The sequence below is a fragment of the Caenibius tardaugens NBRC 16725 genome (genome assembly GCF_003860345.1).
GTDB lineage: Bacteria > Pseudomonadota > Alphaproteobacteria > Sphingomonadales > Sphingomonadaceae > Caenibius > Caenibius tardaugens.
Window position 1 is genome coordinate 2,917,412 of the sequence record NZ_CP034179.1, and the last position, 19,865, is coordinate 2,937,276.

18 protein-coding genes are annotated in these 19,865 nt (G+C 61.2%); 15 read left to right on the plus strand and 3 right to left on the minus strand.

What is annotated here, in order from left to right:
* The first annotated feature begins 33 nt into the window (after nucleotides 1-33).
* The 15 genes from EGO55_RS13725 (at nucleotide 34) to EGO55_RS13795 (ending at nucleotide 14,360) form a co-directional block, all read left to right on the plus strand.
* Nucleotides 34-948: an enoyl-CoA hydratase gene (locus tag EGO55_RS13725; protein ID WP_021688816.1), complete on the plus strand. Its 915-nt coding sequence runs from the start codon at nucleotides 34-36 to the stop codon at nucleotides 946-948.
* On the plus strand, nucleotides 948-2,018 hold the full coding sequence (locus EGO55_RS13730) for an NAD(P)H-dependent flavin oxidoreductase (RefSeq protein ID WP_021688815.1): 1,071 nt from the start codon (nucleotides 948-950) through the stop codon (nucleotides 2,016-2,018). Before EGO55_RS13725 ends, EGO55_RS13730 begins: the two co-directional genes overlap by 1 nt.
* Before the next feature lie 10 nt (nucleotides 2,019-2,028).
* The gene (locus EGO55_RS13735; RefSeq protein ID WP_021688814.1) at nucleotides 2,029-2,778 is read left to right on the plus strand and encodes an enoyl-CoA hydratase family protein; all 750 of its coding nucleotides are present in this window, start codon (nucleotides 2,029-2,031) and stop codon (nucleotides 2,776-2,778) included.
* Nucleotides 2,778-3,935 carry an acyl-CoA dehydrogenase gene (locus EGO55_RS13740; RefSeq protein WP_021688813.1) on the plus strand — a complete coding sequence of 386 codons (1,158 nt, stop codon included), beginning with the start codon at nucleotides 2,778-2,780 and terminating at the stop codon, nucleotides 3,933-3,935. The genes EGO55_RS13735 and EGO55_RS13740 overlap by 1 nt, the downstream gene beginning before the upstream one ends.
* A gap of 11 nt (nucleotides 3,936-3,946) precedes the next feature.
* Nucleotides 3,947-4,978, plus strand: coding sequence for an acyl-CoA dehydrogenase family protein (locus EGO55_RS13745; RefSeq protein ID WP_021688812.1), 1,032 nt, complete (start codon nucleotides 3,947-3,949; stop codon nucleotides 4,976-4,978).
* The gene (locus EGO55_RS13750) at nucleotides 4,971-6,125 is read left to right on the plus strand and encodes an acetyl-CoA C-acetyltransferase (RefSeq protein WP_021688811.1); all 1,155 of its coding nucleotides are present in this window, start codon (nucleotides 4,971-4,973) and stop codon (nucleotides 6,123-6,125) included. Before EGO55_RS13745 ends, EGO55_RS13750 begins: the two co-directional genes overlap by 8 nt.
* 101 nt (nucleotides 6,126-6,226) lie before the next feature.
* The gene (locus EGO55_RS13755) at nucleotides 6,227-6,667 is read left to right on the plus strand and encodes a nuclear transport factor 2 family protein (protein ID WP_021688810.1); all 441 of its coding nucleotides are present in this window, start codon (nucleotides 6,227-6,229) and stop codon (nucleotides 6,665-6,667) included.
* 26 nt (nucleotides 6,668-6,693) lie between these two features.
* Entirely contained in the window at nucleotides 6,694-7,599 is a 906-nt protein-coding gene (locus EGO55_RS13760) for an SDR family oxidoreductase (protein ID WP_021688809.1), read from the plus strand.
* Between the two features lie 3 nt (nucleotides 7,600-7,602).
* The gene (locus EGO55_RS13765) at nucleotides 7,603-8,658 is read left to right on the plus strand and encodes an acyl-CoA dehydrogenase family protein (RefSeq protein ID WP_021688808.1); all 1,056 of its coding nucleotides are present in this window, start codon (nucleotides 7,603-7,605) and stop codon (nucleotides 8,656-8,658) included.
* Nucleotides 8,655-9,833 (plus strand): acyl-CoA dehydrogenase family protein, encoded by a 1,179-nt coding sequence (locus tag EGO55_RS13770; protein WP_021688807.1) that lies wholly within the window; start codon nucleotides 8,655-8,657, stop codon nucleotides 9,831-9,833. Before EGO55_RS13765 ends, EGO55_RS13770 begins: the two co-directional genes overlap by 4 nt.
* A complete protein-coding gene (locus EGO55_RS13775) occupies nucleotides 9,830-10,612 on the plus strand; it encodes an SDR family oxidoreductase (protein WP_021688806.1) in 783 nt (260 codons plus the stop codon). Before EGO55_RS13770 ends, EGO55_RS13775 begins: the two co-directional genes overlap by 4 nt.
* A 3-nt stretch (nucleotides 10,613-10,615) precedes the next feature.
* Nucleotides 10,616-11,077: a MaoC family dehydratase gene (locus tag EGO55_RS13780; RefSeq protein WP_021688805.1), complete on the plus strand. Its 462-nt coding sequence runs from the start codon at nucleotides 10,616-10,618 to the stop codon at nucleotides 11,075-11,077.
* Nucleotides 11,078-11,080: 3 nt separating this feature from the next.
* Nucleotides 11,081-11,605 (plus strand): nuclear transport factor 2 family protein, encoded by a 525-nt coding sequence (locus tag EGO55_RS13785; protein ID WP_021688804.1) that lies wholly within the window; start codon nucleotides 11,081-11,083, stop codon nucleotides 11,603-11,605.
* 14 nt (nucleotides 11,606-11,619) lie between these two features.
* On the plus strand, nucleotides 11,620-12,822 hold the full coding sequence (locus EGO55_RS13790) for an acetyl-CoA C-acyltransferase (RefSeq protein WP_021688803.1): 1,203 nt from the start codon (nucleotides 11,620-11,622) through the stop codon (nucleotides 12,820-12,822).
* Nucleotides 12,823-12,824: 2 nt separating this feature from the next.
* Complete coding sequence (locus tag EGO55_RS13795; RefSeq protein WP_021688802.1) at nucleotides 12,825-14,360, plus strand: AMP-binding protein; 1,536 nt, start codon at nucleotides 12,825-12,827, stop codon at nucleotides 14,358-14,360.
* Between the two features lie 55 nt (nucleotides 14,361-14,415).
* Here EGO55_RS13795 and EGO55_RS13800 read toward each other — a convergent pair whose 3' ends face one another.
* The 3 genes from EGO55_RS13800 to EGO55_RS13810 all read right to left on the minus strand — a co-directional run bounded on the left by EGO55_RS13800 (nucleotide 14,416) and on the right by EGO55_RS13810 (nucleotide 19,853).
* On the minus strand, nucleotides 14,416-15,762 hold the full coding sequence (locus EGO55_RS13800; RefSeq protein WP_021688801.1) for a spinster family MFS transporter: 1,347 nt from the start codon (nucleotides 15,760-15,762) through the stop codon (nucleotides 14,416-14,418).
* 119 nt (nucleotides 15,763-15,881) lie between these two features.
* Nucleotides 15,882-18,551 carry a TonB-dependent receptor domain-containing protein gene (locus EGO55_RS13805; protein ID WP_021688800.1) on the minus strand — a complete coding sequence of 890 codons (2,670 nt, stop codon included), beginning with the start codon at nucleotides 18,549-18,551 and terminating at the stop codon, nucleotides 15,882-15,884.
* 312 nt (nucleotides 18,552-18,863) lie between these two features.
* Nucleotides 18,864-19,853 carry an alpha/beta hydrolase gene (locus EGO55_RS13810; protein WP_021688799.1) on the minus strand — a complete coding sequence of 330 codons (990 nt, stop codon included), beginning with the start codon at nucleotides 19,851-19,853 and terminating at the stop codon, nucleotides 18,864-18,866.
* Nucleotides 19,854-19,865 lie beyond the last annotated feature (12 nt).

Genomic DNA, 19,865 nt, shown 5'->3' on the forward strand with positions numbered 1-19,865 from the left:
GGCATTCGAACGTCCTGCGGCCTGGAGAAATTCATGAACGAACTGGATCGCCTGGTCGAAACGCCCAAGGCTGATATCGTTTACGAAACTGACGAGCCCGTCCGCTATGAAGTGGTCGGGCCGGTTGCGCATATCATCCTCAACCGCCCGCAGTTTAACAACGCGCAAAACAGCCAGATGACATATGCGCTGGATGCCGCGTTTCGCCGTGCCGTTGATGACGATGCGGTGCGTGCGATCGTGCTGCGTGGGGAAGGGAAACACTTTTCCGCCGGACACGATATCGGCACGCCGGGCCGCGATGTGACCGCCAGTTGGGACCGGGTTGGCCTGTTCCCCGATCACACCAACAAGCCGGGTGTCGAATTCCTCTACACGCGTGAGCATGAGGTCTACCTCACCATGTGCCGCCGGTGGCGCGATGTGCCCAAGCCGACGATTGCCGCGGTGCAGGGGGCCTGCGTTGCAGGTGGGCTGATGCTGGCCTGGGTCTGCGATATCATCGTTGCGACCGATGATGCCTTTTTCCAGGACCCGGTGAACCGCATGGGGATTCCCGGCGTGGAATACTTTGCACACGGTTTCGAACTGCCGCCGCGCATCGCCAAGGAATTTATCCTGCTGGGCGAACGTCTTCCGGCGGAACGGGCCTACAATTTCGGCATGGTCAATCGTCTGACCACGCGTGAAAACCTGCTGAACGATGTGCAGCAGTTGGGTGAGGAGCTGGCCAGCCGTCCGCGTCTCGGCAACTGGCTGACCAAGCAGGCGCTTAATCACGTCGAGGAACTGCGGGGCAAGCGCAGCGCCACTGACGCTCATTTCCACATGCATCACTTCGCCCATGCGCAGAGCGACCTGCTCTCGTCGAACAGCCTCGGCGGCATGGATGCGAAGTCGATGGCCGCAGCGAACAAGTCTGCCGCCAAGAATACGGATAGCGAATAATGAACAACGCATTGAACACGATTTTGGTGGAACGTCTGGGCTGCCGCGTGCCGATCATCCAGACGGCGATGGGCTGGGTGGCGGAACCGAGCCTGGTGATCGGATCGTCCAATGCCGGTGCGTTCGGGTTTCTTGGCGCGGCGGTGATGACGCCGGATGAAGCGCGTGAGAAGCTGCTGCAGGTGCGCCGCGGCACGGACCGTCCGTTCGGGGTGAACTTCCATTCGTTCCAGCCCGGCGCGGACAAGATCGTCGACCTGATCATCGAAAACAAGGATCAGGTGCGTGCGGTCAGTTTCGGGCGTGGCCCGAACGCCAAGATGATCGGCCGCTTCCGCGATGCGGGCATCCTGTGCATTCCGACCGTGGGTGCGGTGAAACACGCGCAGAAAATGGTCGAACTGGGTGTTGACATGGTCAGCGTGCAGGGCGGCGAAGGCGGTGGGCATACCGGTTCGGTGCCGACCACGGTGTTGTTGCCGCAAGTGCTTGATACCGTGCAGGTGCCGGTGATCGCCAGCGGGGGATTCGCCGACGGGCGCGGTCTGGCGGCGGCGCTGGCCTATGGCGCGGTGGGCATTGCCATGGGTACCCGTTTCCTGCTGACCAAGGAAAGCCCGGTTCCCGATACCACCAAGGGCGAATATCTGCGCGCCTCGACCGACGGGATCGTGCTGACCACCAAGCTCGACGGCATTCCGCAGCGCATGGTCCGTTCGAAACTGATGGATCGCATCGAAAAGTCCGGCAAGCTGGGCATGTGGGGCCGCGCGATCGAAGCCAGCCTTGCGATGAAGAAGCAGACCGGCGCATCGTGGATCGAACTGATCAAGTCGGCCAAGGGCATGACCTCGCATGGCGCCATGCCGCTGAAGCAGGCGATGATGGCCGCGACCATGCCGATGCTGATCCAGAAGGCTGTCGTGGACGGCGATATCGAGAACGGCGTCATGGCCACCGGCGTGGTGGGCGGACGCATCAATGAAATTCCGAGCTGCCAGGAACTGATCGACCGGATCGTGGCCGAGGCGGACGAACGTTTGCAGGCACTGTGCGCCGCTGGCGCGTGAGGAGATAGAGATGCCGATTACAACGACCATCAAGGACCGCATCGCCGAAATCGTCTTCGACGTGCCGCCGGTCAATGCATTCGACAGCGCCACCTGGATGTCGATCCCCGGGATCATCAACGAGGCCGCCCGCAATCCGGACGTGAACGTCATCCTGATCCGTGCCGAAGGGCGCGGGTTCTGCGGTGGTGTGGACATCAAGGAAATGCAGGCGCACCCCGAACGGATCACGATCCTGAACCGTGGTAACTATCTGACGTTCAAAGCTATTCACGAAGCGGAAATTCCCGTTGTGGTCGCCGTGCACAAGTTTGTGATCGGCGGTGGCATTGGCATTTGCGGCGGGTCGGATACGATCATCGCGGCCGACGATGCCTACTTCTCGCTGCCCGAAGTTGACCGCGGCGCGATGGGTGGGGCAAGCCACATGTCGCGTATGCTGCCGTTGCACAAAGTGCGCGCAGCCTTCTTCACTGGCGGCAACATTCCGGCGCAGGAAGCCTATCGTCTGGGCGCGGTTGAAAAGGTCGTGCCCCGTGCCGATCTCGAAACCGAAGCGCGCGAATTCTGCAAGGTGATCGCATCCAAGTCGCGCAAGGCGCTGGTCATCGCCAAGGAAGCGCTGAACGGTCTCGAAGCGCGCGACGTTGATCGCGGTTATCGTTGGGAACAGGGCTTCACGCTCGAAATGTACATGCACGAAGACAGCCAGAAGGCGCGTGACGCTTTCGTGGAAACCGGCAAGGCAGCGTCGTTCTGATGGATCTTACCTACACTCCCGAACAGCAGGCATTCCGCGCGGAAGTGCGGGCCTGGCTCGAAGCGCATGTCCCGGCACAGCCGCTGGAACATTACGACGCCACGCGCGAAGGATTCGAAGCCCACCGCCAGTGGGAAGCGACGCTGAAGCAGGGCGATTGGGGCATGGTGACCTGGCCGAAGGAATATGGCGGCCGGGGCGTGGACCTGATCCAGTGGCTGATTTTCGAGGAAGAATACTACCGCGCCGGGGCGCCCGGCCGCGTCAACCAGAACGGTATTTTCCTGCTGGGTCCGACGCTGATGGAATTCGGCACGCACGAACAGAAGGCCCGGTTCCTCCCCCCGATGGCCTCGGGTGAGGAAATCTGGGCCCAGGCATGGTCCGAACCGCAGGCCGGCAGCGATCTTGCCGGGGTGCGCGCCACGGCCGTGCGCGATGGTGACGAATATGTGCTGAACGGCCACAAGATCTGGTCGAGCCGCGCGGTCTTCGCGGACTGGGCTTTCGGCCTGTTCCGCGCACCGGGCACCGAACGCCACCATGGGATGAGCCTGATTTTCTTCCCGCTCAATGCGCCGGGCGTGACCGTGAATGCGATCAAGAAGATCAACGGCCATGTCGGTTTTGCAGAAATCTTCCTGGAAGACGTCCGCGTTCCCGCGTTCAATCGCCTCGGTGATGAAGGGCAGGGCTGGCATATCTGTATGGCGACAGCCGGTTTTGAACGCGGTCTGATGCTGCGTTCGCCCGCCCGCTATCAGGTCGCGGCGGCCCGGCTTGCCGAACTGTGGGAAGCCAACAGGGATAGCGCTGATCCGGCACTCGAAGCCGATGTCGTGCGCGCGTTCATGAATGCGGAAGCTTATGCTCTGAACATTTACCAGACGGCGTCGCGCCTGATGGCAGGGGCGAAAATCGGGCCGGAAGCATCGACCAACAAGATCTTCTGGTCGGAAATGGACATCCATCTGACGGAAACCGCACTGGGCATTCTTGGCCCGCAGGCGGAACTGACGCAGGAAGCGCCCGATGCGGCCTCCTACGACTGGATGGATGATTATATCTTCTCGCTCGCTGGCCCGATCTATGCGGGTTCGAACGAGATTCAGCGCAACATCATTGCCGAGCGTATGCTTGGCCTGCCGCGCAAGTAAGGAGGGGCACCATGGATTTTACCCTCAATGACGAACAGCGCATGTTTGCCGAAACGGCGCAGACCCTGTTTGGCGACACCTGCACGCCCGATCACTGGCGCAAGCAGATGGAAAGTGGTGAAGCGCGCGACGATGCACGCTGGAACGCGATTGTCGAAACCGGCCTCACCCTGCTGCTTCTGCCGGAAGAAGCGGGTGGTCTCGGCCTGACCGAACTCGATTTCGCGCTGATCGCGGAAAAGGCGGGTTACGTGGCTCTGCCCGAACCGCTGGCGGAAAGCGCCGGTGTAGCGGCGCCTCTGCTGGCCGCGCTGGCACCCGATAGCGAAGTGCTGGCCGATCCTTCGGCTACCATCGCCATCCAGCACCCGGCAAACCCCTATGTGCTCGACGCCGATCTGGCCGGTGCGATCATCCTGCACAAGGATGGCGAGGCCTATCTGGCGACCCCGGATCAGGTCACGCTGACCCGCGAAGAGAGCATCGATCCTTTCCGCCGCCTGTTCAAAGTGGAATGGGACGTCGCCAATGCCACGCCGCTGGGCAAGGCAGACTGGGATTTGGCACTGGATCGCGGCGCACTGTTCTGCGCGGCGCAGGGCCTCGGCTTGGCACAGCGTGCCGTCGATCTGGCGGTGGCCTATGCCCAGGAACGCCAGCAGTTCGGCAAGCCGATCGGTTCCTATCAGGCGGTGAAGCATCACCTCGCTTCGGCGCAGGTGGCGATTGAGTTCGCCCGCCCGGTGGTTCTGGCCGCCGCAGCCGATATCGGGAAGCGTGACGTACAGGCCCGCGCCCGGATCAGCCATGCCAAGCTTGTTGCATTGGAAGCCGCGGAAAAGGCGGCCAAGGCGTCGATCCAGGTGCATGGCGCCATGGGCTACAGCTGGGAAGTGGACGTGCACCTCTTCCTCAAGCGTGCATTGGCCCTGAAACAATACTGGGGCAGCCCAGCATTCCATCGCGGCCGCATTGCGAACCGCATGTTCACTCAGCCGACTGGTCCAGACCAGACCTTTGCCCGTGAGACAGAAAATGCCTGAAGCTTATATTGTCGACGCCGTCCGTTCGCCGATTGGCCGCAAGAAGGGCTCGCTTGCCCAGTTGCATCCGGCTGATCTCGCCGCGCATCCGATCAGCGCGCTGGTCGAGCGTACCGGCATCGATCCCAACCTCGTTGACGATGTGGTCTGGGGCTGCTGCGACACCCTTGGCGGTCAGGCCGGTGACATCGGTCGCACTGCGTGGCTGGTGGCGGGGATGCCTGAACACGTTCCGGGCGTGACGATCGACCGTCAGTGCGGTTCTTCGCAGCAGGCGCTGCATTTCGCCGCACAGGGCGTGATGAGCGGGACGCAGGATCTGGTTGTCGCTGGCGGCAGCCAGGCGATGAACCGTATCCCGATTTCCTCGGCCATGATGGTCGGTCCGCAGTTCGGGTTTAACGATGGTCCGTTCATCGGCGCCAAGGGCTGGGATGCCCGTTATGGCACTGAAGAAATCAACCAGATCAAATCCGCCGAAATGATTGCCCAGAAGTGGGAAATCAGCCGTGAAGCGATGGAAGAGTTCGCTCTCGCTTCGCATCAGCGCGCGCAGGCCGCCACCGATAATGGCTGGTTCGCAAGCGAAATCGCCGCGCTCGAAGGGCTGGACCGCGACGAAACCATTCGCCCGACGACCACGCTGGAAGGCCTTGCCGGTCTTAACCCGGTCAACGAAGGCGGCGTGATCACCGCCGGTGTTGCCAGCCAGAACTGCGACGGTTCTGCCGCACTGCTCGTGGCCAGCGAACAGGCTGTGAAGGACCACGGGCTCAAGCCGCGTGCCCGTATCCATCACCTGTCGGTCCGTGCTGATAACCCGATCTGGATGCTGACTGGCCCGATCCCGGCGACCCAGCATGCGCTCAAGAAAGCGGGTATGTCGATCAATGACATCGACCTGTTCGAATGCAACGAAGCTTTCGCATCGGTGCCGCTGGCATGGATGAAGGAACTGGGCATTCCGCACGATAAGGTAAACATCTACGGCGGCGGCATCGCGCTGGGTCATCCGATCGGTGCAACCGGCGCCCGTCTGATGACCACGCTGCTGAACGCGCTGGAACGCACGGGCGGCCGTTATGGCCTGCAGACGATGTGCGAAGGCGGCGGTCAGGCCAACGTCACGATCGTCGAACGCCTCTGAGGCGATTGACGCGCTGCGCCTCATCCATTTGAGGCATGATTTTATTGCCAGCGCCGGTCCATCGGGACGGTGCTGGCAAGTCAGTCTGGGAGTGGATCGGTATGGGCGCAGCAACAAAGATCAGAAACCTGCTCTATCGCTATGCGGAATTGATGGACGCAGGCGATCTTGAAAATGTCGCGGCACTGTTTGCCAAGGCGAAGATCAAGACCGGCGGCGGGGTTCTGGAAGGGGCGGCGCCGATGCTCGCCCTGTGGCAGGCCAATGTGCGGATTTATCCGTGCGGCACGCCCCGGACCAAACATGTCATCACCAATGCCATCGTTGATGTTGACAAGAAGGCCGGGACGGCGACATGCCGTTCTTACTACACAGTATTTCAAGCCACGCCGGATCTGCCGCTGCAGGCGGTCTGTGCGGGGCGCTATCATGACGTCTTCGTCCGTGAAAAAGGCGAATGGCGTTTTTCCGAGCGGGATTATTCCATGCTCGATCTGGCAGGGGATCTCAGCCAGCATCTGCTGATCCCGGTCTCTGCCTGATCCTCAGGTCTTGAAGGAGTAACGAAGTGGGTATTTGCGAAGGACGCGTAGCAATCGTGACCGGGGCCGGAAACGGTCTGGGTAAGGCTTATGCGCTGGGTTTGGCAGCAGAAGGCTGCAAGATTGTGGTCAACGATCTCGGGGTCGGCACCCATGGCGAGGAAGGCCTGACCAAGGGCGCCGCCGAACAGGTGGTTGATGAAATTCGCGCCATGGGCGGCGAAGCTGTCGCCAACACGGATGACGTGGCCGACTGGGATGCGGGCAAGCGCATGGTCGAAGCGGCGCTCGACAATTTCGGTGCGCTGCATGCGGTGGTCAACAATGCGGGGTTCGTGCGCGATCGCATGTTCTTTACCTGCAGCCCTGAAGAATGGGATGCGGTGATCCGCGTGCACCTGCGCGGCCATTTTTGCACCAGCCGCCATGCGGCGGAATATTGGCGCGCCCAATCCAAGGCCGGCAATCCGGTCGACGGCCGTATCATCAACACCACCAGCGGTGCGGGCCTGCAGGGTTCTGTCGGTCAGTCGGCCTATTCCACGGCGAAGGGTGGCATCGCGTCGTTGACGCTGGTTCAAGCCGTTGAACTGGCCCGTCTGGGTATTACCGCCAATGCGCTGGCCCCCAATGCCCGCACGCGCATGACCGATACCGGCGCGTTCGACATGGACGTCGCGGACGGTGCATTTGACGAATTCGCTCCTGAAAACATGGCGCCGCTGGTGGCCTATCTCGTTTCCGAACGGTCGAAGGGTGTGACTGGCCAGGTGTTCGAGCTGAAAGGCGGCAATATCTTCCTGTCGCAAGGCTGGACTGACAGCCCGTCGTACAACAAGGGTGCCCGTTTCGAGGCGGCTGAACTGGATCCGATCGTCCGTCGCCTGCTTGAGGAACGGGAACCTGCCAAGCCCGTTTACGGAGCCGGCTGAGCCATGGAGTTCGCCTTCACCGACGAACAGGTCATGATCGCAGAGACGGTCCAGGCCTTCTTCAAGGACAATGCCACCAGCGAACGTACCCGCGCCGCCATGAAGGCGGACGGGATCGATCGGGAACTGTGGGCATCGTTCTGCACCGAACTCGGCCTTGCCGGTGTCGGCCTGCCGGAAGACTTCGGTGGGGCCGGGCTTGGCATGGTTGAATTTGCCATCATCGCCGAAGCGGCGGGCGCGCAGGTCGCTGCCCTGCCGCTGCTTGGCCTTGCCACCGCCGCGCAAGCGATCGCTGCTGGCGGGAGCGAGGAACAGAAGGCGGAATGGCTGCCCAAGCTGGTCAGCGGTGAAGCCATCGCCGCTGCGCAGAGTATCTATGGCCTGAGCGTTTCGGGCAACACGTTGACCGGGGATGTGCAGTTCGTGCCACACGGCGCGTCGGCTGACGTCTTTGTGCTGATCAATGCCGATGGGGCGTGGATCGTGCGCAAGGATGCACCGGGCGTTTCGGTCACCACGCATACCACGATGGACCAGACGCGTCCGCTTGCCACGGTTTCGCTCGCAGGTGTGGCGGCAGAGCCTCTGGCCGATGCTGGCGCCGCGCGCGATGCCTTGCATAACGGGGCATGGATTTGTCTTTCGGCAGAAGCACTGGGCGGCGCGCAGGAAGCGTTGAACCGCACGGTCGCCTATTCGCTGGAACGCGTTCAGTTTGGCCGTCAGATCGGTTCGTATCAGGCGTACAAGCATCGTCTGGCGGATATGCTGGTCGATATCGAACAGGCCCGCTCCGCAGTCTATTGGGCGGCCTGTGCGGTGGACGAAGGTTCGGACGAGGCACGCCTTGCCGTGCATTCGGCCAAGAGTTTCTGCGCCGATACCTACTTCATGTGCGCCGGGAACATGATCCAGCTTCACGGCGGGATCGGGTTTACCTGGGAACATGACGCGCATCTGTTCTTCAAGCGCGCCCGCTCGATCCTGAGCATGTATGGCAATGGCGATTGGCACCGCGAACAGGTTGCCGCCCTGATTATGGGAGAGGCAGCATGAAGCTCGGCTTTTCGCAGGCGGAAGAACAATTTCGCGCCGAATGCGCTGCCTGGTTGCAAAGCCAGCTAAACGGCGATTTTGCTGACATCAAGGGCCTGCCCGGGATGAACAGCATGATCGAACGCCGCAAGGACTGGGAACAGCGTCTGGCGGAAAACCGCTGGTCGGTGATCGGCTGGCCGGAAGAATGGGGTGGCCGTAACGCCACGATCGCGCAGCAGGTAATCTTCGCGGAAGAATATGCCCGCGCGGGTGGCCCGAACCGCGCCAACCACATCGGTGTGGAATTGGCTGGCCCGACGATCCTCGCTTTCGGCACGGAAGAGCAGAAGGCAAAGTTCCTGCCCGGTATCGCCAATGGCACGCAGATCTGGTGTCAGGGCTATTCCGAACCCAATGCTGGCTCGGACCTTGCCAATGTGCGGACCAAGGCCCGTCTCGAAGGCGATGAATGGGTGGTCAATGGCCAGAAGGTCTGGACCAGCCTGGCCCACTATTCGGACTGGATCTTCGTCGTTGCCCGCAGCGAGGAAGGCTCGAAGGGGCCGAAGGGCCTGACTTTCCTGATGATGGATATGCATCAGCCCGGGGTCGAGGTGCGCCCGATCGAACAGATCAATGGCGACGCCGAATTCAACGAGACCTTCTTCGAAGATGCGCGCTGCCCGGCAGACAGCCTGATCGGTACCCCCGGTGATGGCTGGCGCGTGGCGATGGGCCTTCTGGCCTTCGAACGCGGCGTGTCGACGCTGGGGCAGCAGATGGGCTTCCGCAACGAACTGGACGCGATCATTGCCGCCGCCAAGACCAATGGTCTCGACAAGGATGCCGTGATCCGTCAACGCATTGCCAAGGCTGAGATCGGCCTGCGCCTGATGCGGTATGGCGCACTGCGGATGCTATCGCATGCGGATTCCGCCCAGATTGATGGCGCGGCACTGACGTACAAGATCCAGTGGGCCACATGGCGCCGTGATCTTGGCGAACTGGCCATGGATGTTCTCGGTCAGGCCGGTGAAATCGCGGAAGGCGACGCTTACGAGTGGAGCGCGCTGCCCAACATGTTCCTGTTTGGCCGTTCGGACACGATCTACGGCGGTACCAACCAGATTCAACGCAACATTATCGCAGAGCGCGGGCTGGGCCTGCCTCGCGAACCAAGAGGTGACAAATGAGCCTGATTCCCGTTTATCCTGAACCCCGCGATCTGCTGAAGGGCAAGACTGTCGTCATCACCGCCGCTGCCGGCACGGGCATCGGTTTCGCCGCTGCCAAGCGCGCGGCCGAAGAAGGCGCGAAGCTGCTGATCAGCGATTTCCACGAACGCCGTCTGGGCGAAGCGGCCGACCGCATCGCCGATGAAGTGGGCGTGGAACGTCCGGCCACGTTCGTCTGTGATGTAACCAACGAAGACAACGTGCAGGGTCTGCGCGATGCCTCGCTGGCTGCGCTGGGCAAGGTTGACGTGCTGATCAACAACGCCGGTCTCGGCGGTGAAGTCGACGTGGTCGACATGACCGACGACCAATGGAGCCGCGTCCTTGATGTGACGCTGACCAGCCTGTTCCGCATGACCCGTGCCTTCCTGCCGACGATGTATGCGGCGAAATCGGGCGCCATGGTCAACAACGCGTCGGTGCTCGGCTGGCGTGCGCAGAAGGGGCAGTCGCACTATGCCGCAGCCAAGGCGGGCGTGATGGCCTTCACGCGCTGTTCGGCCATCGAAGCGGCGGAATATGGCGTGCGTATCAACGCCGTCTCGCCCTCGCTCGCGATGCACCCGTTCCTTGCCAAAGTGACGACGCAGGAAGCACTCGACAAGCTGGTGGAACGCGAAGCGTTCGGCCGTCCGGCGGAAGTGTGGGAAATCGCCAATGTCATGATGTTCCTCGCCAGCGATCTGGCATCGTACATGACCGGTGAAATCGTTTCGGTTTCCAGCCAGAGGGCCTGATCCATGGCAGTGATTTTCAACAACCCGCGCGATCTGCTCGGCAAGGAAGGCACCACGCTGGAACCCAGCGCGTGGCTGACGGTCGAACAGGACCGCATCGATGCCTTTGCCGATTGCACCGGCGATCATCAGTGGATCCATGTCGATCCGGTGAAGGCCAAGGACGGGCCGTTTGGCGCGACCATCGCCCACGGTTATCTGACGCTCAGCCTCGTCAACATGTTCATGCCGCAGATGATCGATGTGCGCGGTTTTACTGCGGGCGTGAACGTCGGCATGGACAAGACCCGCTTCCTCAATCCGGTGGTTGTCGGTTCGCGCGTGCGCGGCACTGGCGAAATCGTGTCGGTCGAAGAAGTGAAGGGCGGCGCGATCCAGGCCGTCATTCGCGTGACGGTGGAAATCGAAGGCAAGGATCGTCCGGCCTGTGTGGTCGACACGATCAACCGCTATTTCCCCGAGTAGGGAATGACAGTCTTGAAAACGGCGCTGGTCGGCATGACGTGTCTGGCAGGCGCCGTTTTCAGCGGTCTGCCCGGCTATGCGGCAGACATGGGTAACAGAGACACAGAACGGGCAGGCGGCGATGCCGTGTCTGCCCCGCAACGGAGTAGGACAATGCCCGATCCAGCCAAGATGGTTGCAGCCGTCGAAGAATACATTGCGGCTTTCGATGCCGCCAGCCCCGATCGGGTGGCCGCGCTTTATGCCGTCGATGCCACTGTCGAAGATCCGATCGGCACCCCCAAACATGTCGGGCGCGACGCGGTTCGCGCCTTTTATGCGGAATCGATGAAGACGGGCGCCAAGCTCAAGCTGGAAGGTCCGGTCCGCGTGGTCGAAGACTATGCGGTGTTCCCCTTCTCGGTTAACCTCCATTTTGAAGGCACCGACAAGCGGATCGACGTGATCGACACGTTCCGTTTCAACGATGCCAATGAAGTTATCGAAATGCGGGCCTACTGGGGCCCGTCGAACATGCACGGCTTTTAATCAGGGAATTGCAAATGCGCGAAGCAGCTATCGTCTCCACCGCCCGGACCGCCGTCGGCAAGGCCTATCGCGGTGCATTCAACGACACCGAAGCGCCGCTGATGGCGGCACATGTCGTCAACGCGGCCATTGAACGTGCGGGCATCGACCCGGCACGCATCGACGATGTCTATATGGGCTGCGCCAACCAGTGGAACACGCAGAGCTACAACCTCGGCCGTCTGGCGGTGCACGGTTCGGTTCTGCCAGATTCGACCGCAGGTTTCACGATGGACCGCAAGTGTTCGTCGGGTCTCAATGCCATTGCTTTCGCGGCACGTGGCATCGTGGCCAATGAAATCGACGTGGCGCTGGCCTGCGGCACGGAAAACGTCTCGCTCACGATCAACAAGCATGCGCCGCAGTGGCGCAACCGCTCGGAATTCGTGAAGGCGCACGATCCCTATGCCTACATGGTCATGATCGAAACCGCTGAAGTGGTGGCAGAACGCTACAACGTCAGCCGTGAGGCGCAGGATCGTTTCGCGGCACAGAGCCAGCAGCGCGCGGCGGCTGCGCAGGCTGCGGGTCTGTTCAACGATGAAATCGTTCCGATCAACGTGACGAAGGCGCTGTTCGACAAGGAAGGCAACGAAACCGGCAAGGAAGACATCACGCTGACGCAGGATGAAGGTATCCGCGCTGGCACGACGTACGAAAAGCTGTCGGAACTGAAGCCCGTCTTCAAGAACGGTCAGGTCATTCAGGAAGGCAAGTTCGTTACCGCCGGTAACGCCAGCCAGCTGTCCGACGGTGCCTCGGCACAGGTCATCATGGACCTCGCCACCGCGCAGAAGGAAAATCTGCCGGTTCTCGGTGTCTATCGCGGTTTCCAGGTGGCTGGTTGCGGTGCGGACGAAATGGGCATTGGCCCGGTCTTCGCTATTCCGAAGCTGCTTGAACGCAATGGCCTGAAGATCGACGATATCGGTCTGTGGGAAATCAACGAAGCGTTCGCTTCGCAGGCCGTGTACTGTCAGCAGAAGCTCGGCATCGATCCGGACAAGCTGAACGTGAATGGCGGCGGTATTGCCATCGGCCACCCGTTCGGCATGACCGGCAGCCGTCTGGTCGGCCATGCGCTGATCGAAGGCAAGCGCCGCGGCGTGAAGTACGTCGTCGTGTCGATGTGCGTTGCTGGCGGCATGGGCGCTGCAGGGCTGTTCGAAGTCGCCTGACAATGGCCGAAACGTTGCCGCAGACCATTCCGCATGCGGCAGCGCTCGCTGCCCGGCGCTGGGGCGATGCCCCGGCGCTGGTTGAAAACGGTGAAGCGTGGAGCTTCAACCAGCTTTGGGGCCAATGCCGTGCTGCGGCATCGGCCCTTTTGCTACGCGGCGTCCGGGAAGGGGACCGCGTGGCGATCTGGGCACCCAACAGCCGTGAATGGGTGGTGGCCGCGATTGGCCTGATGATTTGCGGGGCAACGCTGATCCCGCTCAACACGCGCTTCAAGGGGCACGAGGCAGGCGATATCCTGCGCCGCACCCGTTCCCGCCTGCTGTTTACGGTCGACAGCTTTCTGGGGCACGATTACCGCGCGCTCCTCGCAGGGGAAGACCTGCCCGACCTCGCGGAAATCGTGTTGCTCGACACCGGCTTTGCCGATTTCGTTGCCACGGGGCATGGCGCGGATGATCCGGCGGTCGACGCGGCGTTTGATGCGCTGCATCCCGATATCGTATCCGACATGATATTTACCTCGGGCACCACCGGGCTTCCCAAGGGGGTGATGATGACCTATGGCCGGGTCATCCCCCAGATCGCGATGTGGATCGCCAATACCGGCCTCGCACGTGGCGAACGCTATCTCATCGTTAATCCGTTCTTTCACAGTTTCGGGTTCAAGGTGGGCTGGGTGGCCTGCCTGATCACCGGAGCGGTGATGTACCCGATGGCGCAGTTCGATGTGGGGCAGGTGATCCGCCATATCGAAAAGGACAGGATCACCTTCTTCCCCGGTCCGCCGACGATTTTTCAGACCTTGCTGGCCGAACGGGAAAAGCACCCGTTTGACAGTTCTTCCCTGCGTGGCGGGACCAGCGGGTCCACGTCCGTGCCCGCCGTCCTGATCGATCGCATCCGCAACGAACTGGGGATGAAAGATCTCACCACGGCATACGGGATGAGCGAATATACCGTCATCACCAGCTGTGTGCCGGGCGATCCGGCGGAGATTATCGCGAACACCGTGGGGTGCGCGCTGCCGGGTAATGAGGTGATTATCGCTGGGCCTGAGGGGCAGGAATTGCCACGCGGGCAAAGCGGTGAAATTCGCGTGCGCGGCCCGGCTATGATGGTCGGTTATCTGGATGATCCCGTGGCCACGGCCGAGGCGATCGATGCCGACGGCTGGCTGCATACCGGCGATGTGGGATCGATGGACGAGGCGGGCTATATCCGCATCACCGGCCGGTTGAAGGACATGTATATTTCCGGCGGGTTTAACGTCTACCCGGCCGAAGTCGAAAGCCTGCTTTCGCGCCATCCGGCGTTGTCGATGGTGGCGGTGATCGGGGTGGCGGACGAACGGCTGGGGGAAGTGGGCAAGGCGTTTGTCGTGCTGCGTCCCGATACCGAGGTGAACGAACAGGATATTATCGGCTGGTCACGCGACAACATGGCCAATTACAAAGTGCCGCGCAGCGTGGTGTTCGTCGACGATCTGCCGCGCAATGCCGCAGGCAAGGTGCTGAAACACGAATTGCAGGGCTAGGTGCCCACGCGTCTCGTCGCATGCAGAAACCGGTGCGGGACCGGCGCATGGCGGGTCATTGCTGCGCCATCACCGCCGCCTGTTTTTCGGCCAGCTTGCCATAGGGTTTCAGACCCCAGAGCGCGAACAGGCCCGCCGAACCGCACCCGATTGCGGTGACAACCGCCAGTGCCATGGCAAGGTTGGTATCGCCGAACACGTACTTGTTCGTCAAAGGCGCCGCAACCGACCCCACTGACAGCCCGATGAAACTGTTGATCATAAGATAGATCGCGGAATTGGTGCCGCGCATGGTCACCGGTGAGGCCAGCTGCACGGCGGCGATGGAGCAGCCGAAGAAGTTGTAGAACAGAAAGATCGACGGCAGCAGCAGGAGCGTGAACAGGGTCAAGTTCGGCATCAGCGGGGTGAGCGTGGCGGGAATAACCACAGCCGCGCCGACCCACGCCACCACGCGCTGGTTGGAATCGAAATAGCCCTTTTTGGTGAGCCGGTCGGCCAGTGAACCCCCACAGATCAGCCCGAGGCTGCCCATAATCGCATAGGCGAGGCCGATAAGGGTGCCGGCCTGACCTGCGTCGAGGCCGAAGTCGCGCTGCAGCAGCGTGGGATACCATCCGGCCAGACTATAGCCGAAAATCCCGAACATCCCGGCGGACAGGTAGATGCCAAGATAGGTCCGCTTGTTGGTCCAGATATAACGGAACACCTCGCGCAAGGGCACGCTGTGTTTGCCGGTATCCTTGTTGGCGGGTGGGCGGGGCGGTTCTTTTGTCGCCAGGACCATCAGCGCCAGGATCAGTCCAGGCGCTGCAACGACCAGAAACGCAGTTTGCCAGGCGCGCAGTTCACCGAACACGGGCAAATGCACATTGCCGCTGCTGGCGATAAGCTGGACGACCGCCCCACCGATGATCAGTGCGATCCCGGTGCCCCCGGTCACTCCCAGATTGTAGATCGCCATGGTGCGTCCCAGCTTTTCGCGCGGGAAGGCGCTGCTGAGGAAGGAATGGGCAGCAGGTGACAGGGCCGCTTCGCCCACGCCAACGCCGATGCGGGCAACGAACAGCGTGGCAAAGCTGCGGGCAAGGCCGCACAGGGCGGTGGCCAGGCTCCAGAAAATCACCCCGGCGGCAATGATTTTCCGGCGCGAGACGCGATCCGCCAACATGCCGAACGGCAGGCCCATCACAGCGTAGAGAACGGCAAAGGCAAACCCTTGCAACAGCCCGATCTGGACATCGTTGATGCCAAGGTCCGCCTTGATCGGATCGACCATCAGCGCCAGAATCTGTCTGTCGACGAAGGACAGCACATAGGCGAGCAGGAAAACGATCAAGGCATAATTGGCCTGGCGCGATGTCAATGGCTGCGCCGCAGGGTTTGCATCAGGTTCTGTCATAAATCATCCTATCCCGGATTGCCTGCTTAGGATGACTTTGACCCGCTTGGGAATATCCAAGTCCGCGAAAAATGGGGAAGGTTCCCCTGCCAGTCTGATAGCTGGCAGGGGGTTGGCTTTCACAGTTTCTGATTTAGCCCGACGTAGACCACACGGCCGCGCGGATCGTGGATCATCGGATCGAACCCCAGGAAAAGCTGGGCAACCGGTGGATCCTTGTCGAACACGTTGATGGCGCCCACCGACAGGGTTGTGCCGCCCAGGCCCAACAGGCCATCGAGCGTGACGCTGTACTGGACGTCATAGGTGTTGTGCGATTTGATACGCGGGTTGGTGATGCCCGCACGGTCGTTTCTGTAGCCGCTGATATAGTGGCCCAACACGTTCAGGCTGTGCGCGCCGGAAGACCAGTACACGCCATATTCCACGCGATCCTGCGGCATGGATCGGCCGAGGTTGTTGAAATTGACGCTCCCCACACCATCGATCACGGCCCCGCCGGCGACAGTGCGGATATCGTACTTCACCACATGGGCCCAATCGGCGCGGGCTTCGATGCGCCCAATTCCGGTTTCGAACCATATCCGCGCGCCCGCATCGAAACCTTCGACTTCGACGGAGGAGGCATTGATAAAGTTCAGGTCCACCATCTGCAGGTTGCCATTGATTTCGCGGTGGACGCGTTGCTGCGCCGGGGTGTTGGTCAGCCCGGCCAGATCATCAAGATGTGCCTGATTGATGAAGGGTTGCGGATTTTCCTTCACGATCAGATCTTTGTACTTGAAGTTATAATAGTCGAAATTGAGTTCGACATTGCGCACGGGGGTGAAGGTCAGCCCCAGGTTCCAGTTGGTGGAGCGTTCCGGATCAAGATTGCGATTGCCGAAGGTTCGCGTGTTGACGAACACGAAGGCGGCCGATTTGGGATCGGTCACACCCGGTTGCGCGGACTGTACCGCGAACTGTTGATACACGCCCGGCGCACGGAATGCCTTGCCCCAGCTGGCGCGCAGGGTGAGCATCTCAAACGGATAGGCAAGCAGGGAAATCTTGGGCGTGAAGCGGCCGAAGCTGCCCTTGTATTTTTCATAACGCCCGGAGAAATTCGCTTCGGCGATGGTGCCGAGCGGCACTTTCAGTTCGCCGAACACCGAATAGGTTTCCTGCGATCCGGAAAAGTCCGGGGCCTGACCGAGCGTGATGAGTTCACCAGCGTTGATGAGATCGCCCCAATTGTGGCGGAAGGTGCTGCGCCGATATTGCACGCCCACAGCGGCCTGAACCGGCTTGTCACCCAACTGGAACAGATCGCCCGAGACGACGCCGTCGACAGTGAACAGCGAGGCCTTGCCGTGCATGTCGGAATAGCCAATCAGGCTTTTGACCAGTTCAGGGCTGTTGGCGGTGCCCGTGCCGAGATAGGCAGACCCGAACGGGTTGAAGTAATGGCAATTGCCCACGCCAGGAGTGCCGGTGGCCGGGTTGCAGCCTGATCCGCCCAGGCCGTTCAGCGCGTTGATGAACGCGGACTTGATCGTGTCAGGCTTGTTGTACAGCGCGGTCTGCTGGCTGTAGGTTGCGTTGACCGACCAGTTCCAGCTTTTCGCGAGTTCGCCGTCGAGCCCGCCAGCAATCCGGAATGTTTCATAGTTGTTATGCGTGATCGACGGGCCATAGGACCCGTTCAGCATGCGCCCGCGGAAGTAGACATCTTCGCCGAACGGATTGTCGGGGTGGGATGCGGGCACAATGGGCGATACCGCGAGGATCGGGAAGGACGGCGACGATGTGTTCGTGTTCTTTGTTTTCGCGTAGGCCGCTTCAAGGTTGAAGTTGATCGCATCGCCCAGCGTGGTGTTATAACTGGCGAAGACCTGTATCCGCTGTTCCTTCGGGATCAGGTCGTAATAGCCTGAAAAATCGAAACGGCAGAATGCGTCGGCGGGCGAGTTCTTGTAGCTATCGGGGAACGCGCCATTGGTGCAATCGGGATCGGGCCGGTAATTCTTGATGCTCGGCAGGTAGTAGGAGCCGGGCATGCCGTAGCTCGACACCGAATGCCACGCGGGGCGACCGAAGGTGGATGCGGTGGAGAATTTGCGCTTGTACGATTCCAGACGCGTGCTTTTGTAGTAGGACGCAGCAATCACCAGATCGCCGCCCGCCACTTCGAAGCCGGCAATGCCGTCCACGTTGATCTGCCGGGCGCCATCTATGAAATTGACTCGTGCGGATAACTCGGGACGCTCCACCCGTTTGCGGGTGATGAAGTTCACCACGCCTGCGACCGCATCAGACCCATAAGTGGCCGCAGCGCCGTCCTTGACGACTTCCAGCCGTTGCACGGCGATCAGCGGCACCATCGAATTGATGTCGACAAAGGTGCTGCCATCGTTGTTGGCCACAGCGGACAGCGTGTGGCGACGGTTATTGAGCAGGACCAGGGTCGAACCAAGCCCGAGATTGCGCAGGTTGAACTGGGCCGTGCCGGATGTGAGCGGCTGGCCCAACTGGTCGGTTCCCGCTTCCGAGCCCGAGTTGGATGGCAGGGTGTTCACCAGTTCGGCGGCATTGGTCAGCGCCCGCGCCGCGATGTCTTCCCCGCTGACCACGGCAAGGGGCGAAGGGCTCGATGTCTGGCGGATCAGCGTGCCGGTGACGACGATTTCGCGATTGTCATTCGTGGTGGTCCCATCCTGCGCCAGCGCGGGTTGTGCCAGACTGACAAGGCCACATGCGGCGGATGCAAACAGGGCATTTTTCAATATTCGCGAATTGGCAAGCATCATACATCTCCCCTTTGTCGCCTCTTTGGGCGTTTCAATGAAGGGGCGGCATGCGCGATGTTCGCGAACGTCCTGCTATGACGACGGCGCCAAATATAGGCCGTTCTCTTCCTCCCCCACACCGGTATGTGCTAAAGCAAACTGGGTTGAGGTCAAGGCGCAGGTCTCTGTGGTTACTTGCATTTATGTGGCCACCGAAGACAATCCGTTTCCAATGGCGATCAATATTTGCTTGCCTTCCTCTTTGTACTGAACAGGACTTCGGGGCGATTGCCGTTGCCGCCGTCACCGTTCGCGACGGCGGCCCCGATGCTGTCAGGAAAACAGGTGCTTCTCGAAGTAGCGCGCCATGATGTGGATCGCTTCGCGGGATTCAGGCATGTTCACGCTGTACCAGAAAGCATGCGCCATCGCTTCGAAGACGTAGAGTTCGGCATCGCGCCCGGCCTTGCGCAGTGCGAGATGGAACATCGCGGCGGAGCTCAGCACCGCATCGCGGGTGCCGGTTACCAGCAGTGTGGGCGGGAAGTCCGAAAGATCGCCCTTGATCGGGGCAACCAGCGGATCATTGGGATCGGCGTCGCCCAGAAACGCCGCGCGTTCGCTGGAGGGATCGTTCATCGGTGCGCCGACATGGCCATAGAAACCGGCGAGTGTCAGGTAATGGAACGTGTCGCCCAGTTCCGCGAAATCGCCGCCCGCGGTGAATACTCCGCAGCAGCAGGGCAGGGGCAGCCCTTCCTGCTTGAAGCGCATGATCGCCATCGCGGTAAGGAAGCCGCCAGCCGATGTGCCGAACAGCGCAATGTCGTTGGCGGCATGGTATTCCAGCACGGTGCGATACACCGCGACGATATCGTCCACGGCGGCGGGATAGGGGTGTTCCGGGGCGAGCCGGTAATCCACCGCAATCACTTCGCATTGTGTTTCATTGGCGATCGGGATCGCTTCGCCGAGCGAGCCGGAGCCGAGCACGAAGCCGCCCCCGTGAAGGTTGATCAGGACCTTGGTCTTGTTGGCTTCCGGCGCATCGATCGGCTTCACCCGGTGGCAGCGTACCCCCGCGATCTGCACTTCCTCGATATCGACGGGATAGGCCTGCTGGGCCTGCTGGTTGAGCATTTCGAACGCCGGGGCCAGGGCATCGCGCATTTTCCACATCGGCAGGGGGGCGGCATCTTCAGGCTGCCCCTGATTGGGGTCGAAGCTGAGATAGGCGCGCGCTTCGGGGCTGACGGTATCGGGCAGGGGCAAACGCACCTTGCCCAGTTCGACGACGCCATCGGTGACCTTGTAGCTGCCCATTTTCATCCTGCT